Raw genomic sequence first — 12,793 nt, forward strand, 5'->3', positions numbered from 1 at the left:
CAAGGAAATTGATAAGGCCCGCTCCGGAATGGGGCGGGCCTTGTTGGGTACTTCGGACCAGGTAAGCAGAAGGGACTGGCTCCGTTAGGTGCCAGTCCCTTTAGCGTAACGCTCCTTTCAGCTCAGCCACCTTCAGGGGACAGGCACCTGGCGGAGCCAGTCCCCTCCCCTTTTGATATTGGCGCAGCTAGGTGAAGGAAAAAAAGACACACCCCGGAGGAGGTTTACAGGGGTGTGCCAATAACACCGTTTAGCCGCCGTTGATATTGGACTTGATGTTTTGCAACAGGGAGCCGATCGACTCGTCCAGTTGCTGTTCGAGTTGCCGGCGCGTCTCCGCGCTCATGCCGTGGGACTTTGGCGGCGCGGCTGTCGCGACCTCCGGCACCTCCTCGCTCTCCCCGGTCACCGGACGGCCGCCCGGTATCTGCTCGTAGTGGACGTGCGGCCCGGTCGACCTGCCGCTGTTGCCGGAGAAGGCCAGCACCGCACCCGCCTGGACCATTTCCCCTGAATGAACGTTCACCCGGGAGTTGTGCCCGTACAGGGTGCGGTCCCCGTTGTCGTGCTCGACGATGACGGTGGCGCCGTAGCCGCGGCGCTCCCCCGCGAAGGTCACCCTGCCTGCCCGCGTCGCCCGTACCGGGGTGCCGGTCGGGACGGCGATGTCGATGCCGCGGTGAAAGGCAAGTTTGCCGCTACCGAAGGGATCGAGGCGCCAGCCGACACCGGAGGTCACCACGCCGTCAACCGGAAGGGAAGCGCCGGCCAGCGCAGGGAGCGGCGCCAAGCACAGAAGAATGGTCACTATGAAAGAGAAATGCCGTACTGCAGTCACCCTGGTCCCCGACGTGAAGAGATGTGATGCTCGAGACAGCGAGCCTGTATCAAGTTGCGTGCCTGTGCCGTCGCTTCCTACTAATGCGCTGATTCTAGGGAGGTTTATCTTATGACAGCAAGGGGAGCTGGCGCGGTTGCTGCAGAATATTCCCTGCCAGTTGCAGAATATTCCGCAACGACGCTGCAGCTCTTTCATACCCTCGCCCTCCGGGAGAGGGTGGCCGCAGGCCGGGTGAGGGAGGTGCAACGAAGCGGGATCATTGCCTATTGCAGCGCCCTCACCCCAGCCCTCTCCCGGAGGGAGAGGGGGATGGGCATCTTGGCGGAAGAATTTGCTGATCGGTAAAGAAAAAGGGACCGCTGTCAGGCGGTCCCTTTTGCATCGCTTACTCCCCTGCCCGTTTACTGGTCGCGGAAGCGGTACGGCCAGGCCATGATGCCGCCGTCCATGAACTTGACGTCGGCAAAGCCGGCCGCATCGAGGATCTTCTGCGCCTCGTACCCCCTGAGGCTCACCTTGCAGAAGGCGACGATCTCCTTGTCCCGGGGGAGTTCTTCCAGCCGCTCGCGCAGCGCTCCCAGCGGGATCAGCTTCGCCCCGGCAATCCCGATCTCGCCGTGCTCGGCGGGGGAGCGAACGTCCAGCAGGATGAAGTCATCCCCCTCCTCCAGCTTCCTCTTCACCTCGCGCGCCGAAATGCCCCGGGCATGGCCGGCAAGCTTGTTCTTCATGATGTCGGCGGCAACGATCAGGTTGTCCATCGCGGCGCTGTAGGGGGGCGCGTAGGCCAAGTCCAGTTGGGACAGCTGCTCGGCGTTGGCCCGGAAGGTGATGGCCGCAGCGGCCGCGTCGAGCCGTTTGTCCACCGCCCCCTCCCCTGCCGCCTGCAGGCCGAGGATGCGCCCGGTGCCGCGCTCGGCGACCAGCTTCAGCAGGATCGGCTTGGCGCCCGGGTAAAAGTGGGCCCGGTCCGGCGCCGGAGAGAGCACCGTCTCCACGTCGAACCCCTGACCGCGGGCCTCGCTCTCGGTGAGACCGGTTTTGCCGGCATTGACGTTGAACACCTTGAGGATGCTGGTGCCGATGACGCCGGCAAAGGTCGCCGCGCCCCCGGCTGCGTTGATCCCGGCAACGCGCCCCTGCTTGTTGGCGGTGCTCCCCAGCGGGACGAACACTTTCCTGCCGGTGACGAGGTGGGTGGTTTCGCAGCAGTCGCCGCAGGCCAAGATGTCGGGGTCGCTGGTAGCCTGCCGCTCGTTGACCGCGATGGCGCCGGTCACCCCGATGGCCAGCCCGGCCTCGCGGGCCAGGGCCACGTTGGGCCTCACCCCGGGGGCGAGCACCACCAGGTCGGCGGCGATCTGGCGGCCGCCGGCGATCACCTGCTGCACCCGCCCCTCGCCGTCCAAACCGGTGACGGCACAGCCGGTCAGCACGGTCACTCCCTGCAGCTTCACCTGCTTCTCCACCACGGCCGCGACCTCGGGGTCGAGCACGCCGGGCAGGAGCTGGTCCCGCATCTCGACCAGGGTCACCCGCATTCCCTTGCCCTGCAGCGCTTCCGCGGTCTCCAGGCCGATCAGCCCCGCACCGATGATGCATGCGGCGGCACCGGGCACCGCCCGTTCCTTCAGCAGCTCGGCATCCTCGATGGACTTGACGGTGAAGACGTCGTCCAGGGTGACGTTGTCGATGGGGGGCACCAGGGGAGAACTGCCGGTGGCCAGCACCAGCTTGTGGTAGCAAAGCTCGCTCTCCTCGCCTCCCCCTTCACGCAGGCGAACCACCTTGCGCGTCCGGTCGATGGCGGTGACCTCGGTGTTGGTGCGTACGGAAACGCCCTTGACCTTGCTGAAGAAGTTGCGGTCGCGCACCACCCCGACCGGGGTGCTCATCAGTTCCTTGAGCTCCTTCACGGTGTCGGAAAGGTAGTACGGGATGCCGCAGGCGCCGTACGATATGAAGCTGCCGCGATCGAGCACCACGATCTCGGCCCGGGGGTCGGTGCGCCGCGCCTTGGCTGCCGCCTTGGCACCGGCGGCGTTGGCGCCTATTACCACTATCCTGTTGTTCATCACTTCTCCCTCACTACCTTATGCAGGCTCCGCGCCCCCGAAAGCGGAAAAAAGAGAGGAGGCCGCCGTGAGCCCCCTCTGCGCGACTTCATGCTGCGCCCAACTGGGCGGCTGGTCAGAACCTTCAGCCGCCGCTGTGGCACTTCGTTTCCGACGTCCCCCCCGCCGCGAAGGTGGACAAAGCCTTGTTCACAGCGGCGGAACCGCAGGTCGGGCAGCTGCACTCGTCAGCCGCACTCCCTTTGTGCAGTTTCTCGAAACGGGTACCACACTCTTTGCAGACGTACTCGAAAATGGGCATTGCGGCTCTCCTCGTCCTTCATATTCAAATTCTGGCATATACTATAGCCTGCATTATCCTATGTCAAGGGATGATCGTGCCCCTCCCCTTGCGTCAGCACTTTCCAGATCCGCTCCGCCGCCCGGCCGTCCCAAAGCGGAGGGATGCGTGCCGTATCTTTTTTGGCCAGGCTCTGTTCGAAGCCGGCCAGTATCCCCCCCGGCGAGGTCCCCGCCAGCACGTTGCTCCCCAACTCGACGGTGATGGGGCGCTCGGTATTCTCCCTGATGGTGACGCAGGGAACGCCCAGGGCGGTGGTTTCTTCCTGCAAGCCGCCGCTGTCGGTCAGCACCGCCTCGGCATCCTTCCACAGGTACAGGGCTTCGCGGTAGCCCAGAGGCGGCAGGAGCACCACCTTGTCGGACAGGTTGACGCCGTGTTCGCGCATCATCTTCGCGGTGCGCGGATGCACCGGGAAGAAGATGGTCCGGCTTTGGGCGAGCTGGTTCAGGGCCTCCGCGATCCCCGAGAAGGTCTCGCGGCAATCCACGTTGGCGGGTCGGTGCAGGGTGAGGAACAGGTAGGGGCGCGCCTGCTCCTTGAGGGCGAAGCCGTTGAGCAGGCTCTGGTCCTGGCGCGAGAGGCACTCGACCTGGTGCAGCAGGTTGTCCACCATCACGTGCCCCACCGCGTGGATGCTCGCGGCAGGCTTCCCCTCCCGGAGCAGGTTGTCCACGGCGCTCTCCTCGGTGACGAAGAAATGGTCCGAGATGGCGTCGGTGACCATGCGGTTGATCTCCTCGGGCATGGCGAGATCGAAGCTGCGCAATCCCGCCTCCACGTGGGCCACCTCGATGCCGCACTTCTTGGCCACGATGGAACAGGCCAGGGTGGAGTTGACGTCCCCCACCACCAGGACCAGGTCGGGGCGCTCCTTCAGGCAGACCTCCTCGAAGGCCACCATCACCGTGGCGGTCTGGGCGGCATGGCTGCCGGAACCGGCGTTGAGCGAATAGGCCGGTTGCGGGATCTCCAGTTCCTCGAAAAAGGTGCCGGACATCTCCTGGTCGTAGTGCTGACCGGTGTGCACGATGCTGCAGCGCACGGACCGGCAGGCAAGCGAGGCGCGGTAGATGGGAGCAATCTTCATGAAATTGGGCCGGGCACCGGCTACCAGCAGGACGTTCATGGCTTCCTCGTCTTCAGCAGCCCAGGGGGAAAAGGCGTTGCCAGACTGCCGCAGGGGTTTATTGGGGTCCCAGAAACATTGTAAGTTTTTAACATTAGGCCGGACGATTGCAATCGCCGCGGGCCGGGCAAAGGCATAAAAGATCAAAACATTATTCTATCGATGAAATTAATTTTAGTTGACCTGCCCGAGCTAAACCAATACTATTGATGTGATTTCGGCTTATTACCTTTTACCAGACCGTTTTATTTTGATGTACACCAGCTTTACCGCCACCTGCCACGCTGCCAGCCTGTCGCCAAGATATCCAGGAAGAGGAAACGGCCCTTGCCACTGCAAATCCTCATTATCAGTGACAACGAATCCTTCACCACCTACCTCGGTGAACTGCTGCAGCGCGCCGGGCACCTGACCCGCTGCGTTGCGCAGGAAAAGGAAGCCTTTCCCGCCATCAGGCGACAGAAGCCGGACCTGATCATCCTCGCCCTGGAGGCGTCGAAGATCGCCTCCCTCGCCATCGAGCACCGGGTGCAGACGCCGTCGGGCCCGCGCTCGGTCCCGGTGATCGTCATCTCGGAGTGCCTGAGGCTCGAGGCGGAACTGCTCCAGGTTTTCGATTTCATCGGCAAGCCGCTGGACGTGAAGCGCCTTTTGGACGACGTGAACGCGGTGGCGCTGAGAAAGGGGGTGCCGCCCCAGGACCAGGAGCTCGATGGCCGGCTGGCAGCGGCGTTCTCCCGGCACATCCTCTCCCACAGCGGGCTGCACTTCGACCGGCGCAACCAGCCGGCCCTGACGCGGGGACTGCTCAAGCGGATGGCGGCCTTGCGCCTGACCGACTTCAAGGAGTACCTGCAGTACCTCAAGGAGCACGGCGAGGACCGGCACGAGCTGCAGAAGCTGCTGCAGTTCCTGACCGTCGGCGAGACCTACTTCTACCGCTATCCCGCCCACTTCGACGTGCTCAAGGAGCGTTTCGCGGGGCTCCCCGCATCGAGCGCCCCGATCCGGGTCTGGTCCGCGGGGTGCTCCACCGGCGAAGAGCCCTACTCCATCGCGATGGCCCTCATGGAGGCGCTCCCCGACTGGCGCGAGCGGGACATCAGGATCATCGCCACCGACATCAACAACCGTTCCCTGAAGCGGGCGCGCGAAGGGGTCTACTCCCCGTGGTCCATGAGGATCACCACCCCGGAGCAGTGCGCGCGCTACTTCAGGAGGGTCGGCGAAAGTTTCCTGATCCGGGACGAGGTGAAGCAACTGGTGCAGTTCTCGCACCTGAACCTCTCCGTCCCGTGCCGTGAACCGGTCTGCGACGAGCTGCGCGACCTGGACGCCATCTTCTGCCGCAACGTCCTGATCTACTTCACCCCGGAGACCGCCGCCGGGATGCTGGAGCGCTTCACCGCCGCGCTGCAGCCCGCCGGCCTGCTCTTCCTCGGGCACTCGGAAACGCTGTTGCAGCGGGGCCTGGATCTGGAACTAAGGCGCAAGGAGCGCAGTTTCTATTACGTGAAAAGCGGCAGCGCCGCTGCGCCGGGCGCCCCCCCGCCCCCCCCGCCGCCGCAGGTGGCGGACGACGGCGACGCCCTGACCGACGAGCAGCGCCGGCTGGCTGTGGCGTGGCTCAGCGAGCAGAAGCCGTGGCAGGGGGATGACGAGCCGCTTCCGGCTGAGAGCGCCGACAGCGCCGACAGCGCCGATAGTCCTGGGCTTCCCTCACCCCGGCCCTCTCCCGTAGGGCGAGGGAGGGAACCCCAGCCCCCGCCTGACAGCGAGGGCGCCCCCAAGGCACCGGCGAGGAGCGAGGCACCCCCACACGCGCCTGCGCCAGAGGACGACTTGCTGCAGGCGGCGCGCGAGCTGTTCGACCGGGAGGAGTTCGACCCCGCCCTGGAGATTCTGGAACTGCTGCTGCGGCGCACCCCGGACCTCCCCGACGCGCTGGTGCTCAAGGGTTTCATCCTGGCCGGCAAGGGAGCCCTGGAGCAGGCGCTGGCGACCAGCGAGCGGGTGCTGGCCCTGAACGACCTCCTCCCGGAGGGGTATTTCCTGAAGGGGGTGCTCCTGGACGCGGCGGACCGGTTGGACGAGGCGGCCCGGGAGTACCGCAAGGCGCTCCTTTTGGACCACGACTTCATCATGCCGCGCTTCCACATGGGGCGGCTGCACCTGCGCCAGGGGCGCATCGCCGAGGGGACGCGGGAGATCAGGAACAGCATCAGGATCCTGTCGCGCTGCGGCGACCACGAGACGGTCCCCTTCTCCGGGGGACTCACCAGGGCCGTGTGCATGCTGCAACTGCAGAACACGCTGGCGCGGGTGGCCTAGCCGCCGCTGCGCCATGAGAGGTACTTGAGATGGGAGACGACAACAGCTACGACATCCGCACCATCCTGACCCAGATGCGGGAAGAATACTGGCAGGCGCTCGCCGAGGAGGAAAGCGAGGCGAAGGAGACGCTGGAATGCCTGGTGTTCACCCTGGGGGGGAAACGCTACGCCTTCGAGACCCACTACGCCTCGGAGGTGATCCGCATTCCCAAGCTGGTGCGGGTCCCGGCGGTGCAGAGCCTGATCAGGGGGATCTTCAACCTGCGCGGAGAGATCACCGCCGCCATCGACATCCGCCCCATGCTGGGGCTCCCCCAGCCCGAGATCGGCCCGACCGGGCGCATCCTCGTGGTGCGCGGCGACAACTTCGCCACCGGGATCCTGGTCGAGGCGGCGCACGGGGTGCAAGCCCTTTGCTTCGACGATTTCGAGCCGGTCGCCGCGGGTTGCGGCATCAAGGCGCAGTTCCTCAGGGGGCACTTCACCGTCGAGGAGGGGAGCGTCATCCTGCTCGACATGGAGGCGCTGCTGGCCGACCCGGAACTGGTGGCGGGCGAGGCCTGAACCGGCCTCCCTCCGACGCACAACGCGGATAAGGAAATTGGGAACATAAACTAGAAACTGGGGTTTCGACATGTCCAACAAGCTATCGGTAAAGATCGTCAGCGTCCTCATCATGGTCATGGTGGTCATCATGACCGCCTTCTCGGTGTACTTCGTCCGTTCGCGCCGCGCCAACATGGAGGAGGAGCTCCTCTCCAAGGGGCGCATCCTGGCGCAAACCGGGGCCCGGTCGATGGAACGGATCATGGAGGAGGCGGTGGCCAACGGCACCCTGACCCAGGAGCAGCTCTTCGACGATCACTACGTCCCGATACCTAACACCGACCCGCCTAAGTTCCACACCCAGTTCGACCGTTTCATGGACCAGTCGGTGCAGGCGCTCGAGGACGAATTCCTCAAGGACGACCAGATCGTCTTCGCGGTCCTCACCGACAGAAACGGCTACATCGCGACTCACAACACCAAGTACTCGGCCCCCCTTACCGGCGACCGGGAGAAGGACAAGCTGAACAACCGCACCAAGCGCATCTTCAGCGACCCGGTCGGGGTCGCCGCGTCGAAGAACGTGGATCCGATACTGAAGCAGGTCTACAAGCGGGACACCGGCGAGACCATGTGGGACCTCTCCGCCCCGGTCTTCGTGAAAGGGAAACACTGGGGCTCCTTCCGGATCGGCTTCTCGATGGAGAAGACCGAGCAGAAAGGGGCCGACCTCAGGAACCAGATCGTGGGGAGCATGGCGGTCATGCTGCTGGTGGCGAGCATCACCATCCTGGTGGTGGTGAGCCGCGCGGTGCAGCCCTTGCGCAAGCTGACCGAGAAGGCGCACAAGATCACCGGCGGCGACCTGGACGAGACCATCCCGGTGGAAAGCAACGACGAGATCGGCGAACTGGCCGAGGCCTTCAACGTGATGACCACGGTCATCGTCAGGGACCTCAAAGACGAGATCGGCCGCTCCGGGCGCCTGATCGCCTCGGTCAAGGAGGCGGTGATCCAGCTCTCCAGCGCCGCCAACGAGATGATGGCCATCAGTGCCCAGCAGGCCTCGGGCTCGACCCAGCAGGCGAGCGCGGTCCAGGAGGTGACCACCACCAGCGAGGAGATCGCCATCACCGCCAAGATGATCACCGGCAACTCCAAGAGCGTCGAGGCGGTCGCCGAGGACACCACCAGGAACTGCAACAGCGGCCGCGAGGACGTCACCAACGCCATCGACGGCATGGGCCAGGTCAGAAGCCAGGTGCAGAGCATCGCCAAGAGCATGCTGGAGTTGGGCGACAACAGCCAGAAGATCGGCGGTATCGTGGAGATCATCGACGAGATCAGCGACCAGACCAACCTGCTCGCCCTGAACGCCGCCATCGAGGCGGCGGGCGCCGGCGAGGCGGGCAAGCGCTTCGCCATCGTGGCCCAGGAGGTGAAGCGCCTGGCCGACCGCACCGTGGAGGCGACGCGCCAGATCAAGGGGCTGATCGGCGAGATCCAGCGCGCCACCAACAACACCATCATGGTCACCGAGGAGGGGACCAAGGCGGTCGACGCCGCCTCGCAGCTGGTGGACAAGGTGCAGTTCTCCTTCGCCTCCATCATGTCCACCGCCCAGGAGACCGCCCGCACCGCCAAGGAGATCACCCTCTCCACCCAGCAGCAGACCTCGGCCTGCGAGCAGATGGCGGAGACCATGACCGAGGTGCGCGACGTGGCGCAGCAGGTGGCGCTGTCGGCGCACGAGACCGAGAAGGCCATCGCCGAGATCCTGGAACTGGCCGAGCGCCTGAAGGAGATCACCGAGGAAGAGGCCTAGATGGGGAACCGTTACCTGGAGATCTTCTGCCGGGAGGCGGAGGAGCACCTGGCCTCGCTGCAAAGCGGCCTGTTGGTGCTGGAGAAGAACCCGGCCCGCACCGATCTTCTGCACGAACTCTTGCGCAACGCGCACACCCTGAAGGGGTCGGCGCGCATGGTGGGGCTGGCCGACATCAGCGCCATCACCCACACCATGGAGGAGCAGCTGAAGGGGATGGAGCGCGGCGAGCGCACGGTGGACGCCCAGGCCATCGACCTTTTGCTGCGCGGCGCGGATGCGGTGGCGCTGATCACCTCGGCCCTGATGCGGGGCACGGCGCCGGAGCTGGACGTGGAGCGCTTCGTCGCGGAGTACGAGCGGGGCGAACTGGGGCAGCACATCTCCGCCGAGCCCAAGGAGGCCCAGGCCGAGGCGCACGCGGACACGGTGCGGGCCGACGTGAAGACCCTGGACCACCTGGTCAACCTGGTGGGCGAACTGATCATCAACAAGAAGCGCCTGGAAGCGAAGCTGGAGCGCCTGAAGGAGATCGGCTACGCCCTCCCCGACCAGCACGCCGCCACGCTGGGCGCCTTCCGCGGCGAGCTCGAAGAGGACGTCCTCTACCTCGACTACCTGATCCAGGAGCTGCACGGCAAGGCGATGGGGCTGCGCATGCTCCCCTTGCGCACCATCTCCGACGGACTGGAGCGCCTGGTCCGGGACCTGGCCCAGCAGTTGGGGCGCGAGGTGCAGTTCCAGATCGTCGGCCAGGCCATCGAGATGGACCGGGTGCTCCTGGAGGGGCTCAAGCCGATCCTGATCCACCTGTTGACCAACGCGCTCAGCCATGGTATCGAGGCCCCGGATGCGCGCGCCGCCGCCGGCAAGCCGCGCCGCGGCACGGTGCTGCTCTCGGCCCGCCACCAGGGCAACTCGGTGCTGGTGGAGGTGCGCGACGACGGACGCGGCATGGACCCGGCCGGCATCAAGGCGGCCGCGGTGGCGCGCGGGGTGCTCGACCCGCGCGAGGCGGACGTGTTAAGCGACGAAGAGGCGCTCTACCTCACCTTCCGCCCCGGCTTTTCCACCGCCGAGATCGTCACCGACGTCTCCGGGCGCGGGGTGGGCATGGACGTGGTGAAGAAGAACATCGAGCGGGTCAAGGGGAGCGTCACCCTCTCCAGCGAGCCCGGCCGCTACACCCAGGTCACCCTGCAACTCCCGCTCACCCTTTCCGTCCTGGACGCCCTGATCGTGGCCTGCGGCGGCGAGACCTTCGCCATCCCCACCAACTACCTGCAGGAGATCGTCAAGGTGCGCGCCGGCGAGATCGACACGCTGGGGAGCGGCGAGGTGATCAAGGTGCGCGGCGCCACCACCCCCCTGTACAGCCTGCCGGGGATGCTGGGGCTCCCCGAGCGCCGCGAGGCGGGCGACGCGACGCTGTCGGCGGTGGTATTGAAGCACTGCGACCAGCGCATCGCCTGCATCGTCGAGGCCCACCTGGGCTACAGCGAGGTGGTGGTCAAGGGACTGGGGAAACAGTTCCGCAACGTCCGGTTCCTGTTCGGCGCCACCATCCTCGGCGACGGCAACCCGGCCCTGATCCTGAACGTCCCGGACCTGTTCGAATCCGGCCGCGGGGTACAGCGCGCGCCGCTTTCCGCCGAAGAGGTGCAGGCGGCCCAGCGCCGCCTCAAGGTGCTGGTGGTGGACGACTCCATCACCACCCGCACCATGGAGCAGAGCATCCTGGTGAGCCAGGGGTACCGGGTGGTGACGGCGGTCTCGGGCGAGGACGCCCTGGAGAAGAGCGCCCAGGAGCAGTTCGACCTGGTGATCTCCGACGTGGAGATGCCCGGCATCAACGGTTTCGAGCTGACCCGGGCGCTGCGGGCTTCGGAACAGTACCGGGAAACCCCGGTGATCATCGTTTCTTCGCTGTCGCGCGACGAGGACAAGCGCCAGGCGCTGCAGGCCGGAGCCCAGGCCTACATCGTCAAGGGCGCCTTCGACCAGGGGCTCTTGCTGGAAACGGTACAGATGCTGATCGGCTGAGCCGACGGTTTTCGCGCGCGCACGCGCCGCTGCCAAGGAAGGAACTACTATGAGCACGAGGGTACTGCTGGCCGACGACTCCCTCCTCGCACGCCAGTTGCTCAAGGACATGCTGCAGGCAGGGGACGACATCCGCGTGGTCGGCGAGGCGTGCGACGGCAGGGAGGCGGTGCAACTGGTCCAGGCGCTGCACCCGGACCTGGTGATCATGGACCTGCTGATGCCGGTCCTGGACGGCCTGGACGCCATCGAGGAGATCATGGCCGTCTGCCCCATCCCGGTGCTGGTCCTTTCCGCCGCCGTTGAGGCCAGCGAGGTGGACCGCGCCTTCGTCGCCATCAAGCGGGGGGCGCTGGACGTCATGGAGAAGCCGAGGCTGGACGGCGACGGGATGCTGGAGGGGTTCGCTGCCGCGCTGCGGGAAAAAGTCCAGTTCCTGTCCCGGATCAGGGTCATCAGGCACCCCCGGCGCAAGCTGCGCGCCTGCGAGCCGCTCAGCGTCCTTAGCGACGGCTGCGGGCACAACCTGCTCGCCATCGGCGCCTCGACCGGCGGCCCCAAGGCGGTGATGCGCCTGCTGAAGGCCCTGCCTGCGGGTTTCCCGGGCGCGGTGTTCGTGGTGCAGCACATCGCCCAGGGCTTTGCGGCCGGCTTCGCCAACTGGCTGGACCGGGAGTGCGCCCTGCCGGTCCGGCTCGCCCGCGACGGCGTCCCCTACCGCAGCGGCGAGGCGCTGGTGGCCCCCGACGGCAGTCACCTGACCGTGGTCGACGGCGTCATCCGGCTCACCGACGCCCCCCCAGTCAACTGCTGCCGCCCCTCCATCGACGTCTTCTTCGATTCGCTGGCCCGGCAGCGCTGCGACCAGGTGGTGGCCGTGCTGCTGACCGGCATGGGACGCGACGGGGCCCAGGGCATGCTGCACATCAAGGAAGCCGGCGGCAGCACCATCGTCCAGGACGAGCCCTCCTGCGCGGTGTTCGGCATGCCCAAGGCGGCCATAACCCTCGACGCGGCGGACCAGGTGGTCCCACTGGACCTGATACCGGCCGCCCTGGAGAAACTCTTCGTGGCGGAGCGCCACGAACCCGCATCCACCGGTGCCTCCGCGCCGTAACCCCGAACAGATAGGAGACGCGCCTTGAACAAAAAGATACTCATCATCGACGACAGCGAACTGGTGCTGGCCATGGCCAAGGACGCCCTTGATCAGGCAGGCTACCAGGTGCTCACCGCCACCAACGGCATCGAGGCCAACCGCTTCATCTTCGCCAAGGACCGCCCCGACCTGATCATCATGGACATCATGATGCCCATGCTGGACGGCAACAAGAAGGCCAAGCTCCTGAAGGAGAACGAGGTGAGCCGGGACATCCCGATCCTGCTCCTCTCCTCCAAAAGCGAGGCCGAGATGCGCGAACTGGTGGACGAGGCCAAGGCCAACGGCTACATCCTCAAGCCTTTCACGCCGGCGCAGATCATCAAAGCGGTGAGCGCGGTGCTGGCCCGATAACGCCGGGCCCACCGGGCTCACCCGGTGTAAAAAAACGAACAGTTCCTTTTTTTACACCGTCCGGACAACTCCCCGTTTTGCCGTCGTTTTGCGCGCCGAGGTGGAGCAGCCGTAAAAAAACGCACACCCGGCGCCCGCGTCGCCCCCA

At 65.8% G+C, this 12,793-nt stretch carries 10 protein-coding genes; 6 read left to right on the top strand and 4 right to left on the bottom strand.

Annotated elements, in window-relative coordinates:
• Positions 1-250: 250 nt before the first annotated feature.
• From H7687_RS07055 to wecB, 4 genes are all read right to left on the bottom strand, one after another.
• Positions 251-838 (bottom strand): M23 family metallopeptidase, encoded by a 588-nt coding sequence (locus H7687_RS07055; protein ID WP_371877558.1) that lies wholly within the window; start codon positions 836-838, stop codon positions 251-253.
• A 404-nt stretch (positions 839-1,242) separates the two neighbouring features.
• Positions 1,243-2,916, bottom strand: a complete 1,674-nt coding sequence (locus H7687_RS07060) for an FAD-dependent oxidoreductase (RefSeq protein WP_183346354.1) — start codon at positions 2,914-2,916, stop codon at positions 1,243-1,245.
• A 124-nt stretch (positions 2,917-3,040) separates the two neighbouring features.
• The gene (locus H7687_RS07065) at positions 3,041-3,217 is read right to left on the bottom strand and encodes an FmdB family zinc ribbon protein (protein ID WP_183346355.1); all 177 of its coding nucleotides are present in this window, start codon (positions 3,215-3,217) and stop codon (positions 3,041-3,043) included.
• 58 nt (positions 3,218-3,275) lie between these two features.
• Positions 3,276-4,385, bottom strand: coding sequence for a non-hydrolyzing UDP-N-acetylglucosamine 2-epimerase (gene wecB, locus H7687_RS07070; RefSeq protein ID WP_183346356.1), 1,110 nt, complete (start codon positions 4,383-4,385; stop codon positions 3,276-3,278).
• 327 nt (positions 4,386-4,712) lie between these two features.
• Between wecB and H7687_RS07075 the strand changes: the two genes are divergently transcribed.
• The 6 genes from H7687_RS07075 (at position 4,713) to H7687_RS07100 (ending at position 12,645) form a co-directional block, all read left to right on the top strand.
• On the top strand, positions 4,713-6,716 hold the full coding sequence (locus H7687_RS07075; RefSeq protein WP_183346357.1) for a CheR family methyltransferase: 2,004 nt from the start codon (positions 4,713-4,715) through the stop codon (positions 6,714-6,716).
• A gap of 29 nt (positions 6,717-6,745) precedes the next feature.
• Positions 6,746-7,282 carry a chemotaxis protein CheW gene (locus H7687_RS07080; RefSeq protein WP_183346358.1) on the top strand — a complete coding sequence of 179 codons (537 nt, stop codon included), beginning with the start codon at positions 6,746-6,748 and terminating at the stop codon, positions 7,280-7,282.
• Positions 7,283-7,352: 70 nt separating this feature from the next.
• Positions 7,353-9,089 (top strand): methyl-accepting chemotaxis protein, encoded by a 1,737-nt coding sequence (locus H7687_RS07085; protein ID WP_183346359.1) that lies wholly within the window; start codon positions 7,353-7,355, stop codon positions 9,087-9,089.
• Positions 9,090-11,132 (top strand): hybrid sensor histidine kinase/response regulator, encoded by a 2,043-nt coding sequence (locus H7687_RS07090; RefSeq protein ID WP_183346360.1) that lies wholly within the window; start codon positions 9,090-9,092, stop codon positions 11,130-11,132.
• A gap of 49 nt (positions 11,133-11,181) precedes the next feature.
• A complete protein-coding gene (gene cheB / locus H7687_RS07095) occupies positions 11,182-12,249 on the top strand; it encodes a chemotaxis-specific protein-glutamate methyltransferase CheB (RefSeq protein WP_183346361.1) in 1,068 nt (355 codons plus the stop codon).
• Between the two features lie 24 nt (positions 12,250-12,273).
• Positions 12,274-12,645, top strand: coding sequence for a response regulator (locus H7687_RS07100; RefSeq protein WP_183346362.1), 372 nt, complete (start codon positions 12,274-12,276; stop codon positions 12,643-12,645).
• Positions 12,646-12,793 lie beyond the last annotated feature (148 nt).

The sequence above is a fragment of the Geomonas paludis genome (assembly GCF_014193585.1).
Classification (GTDB): domain Bacteria; phylum Desulfobacterota; class Desulfuromonadia; order Geobacterales; family Geobacteraceae; genus Geomonas; species Geomonas paludis.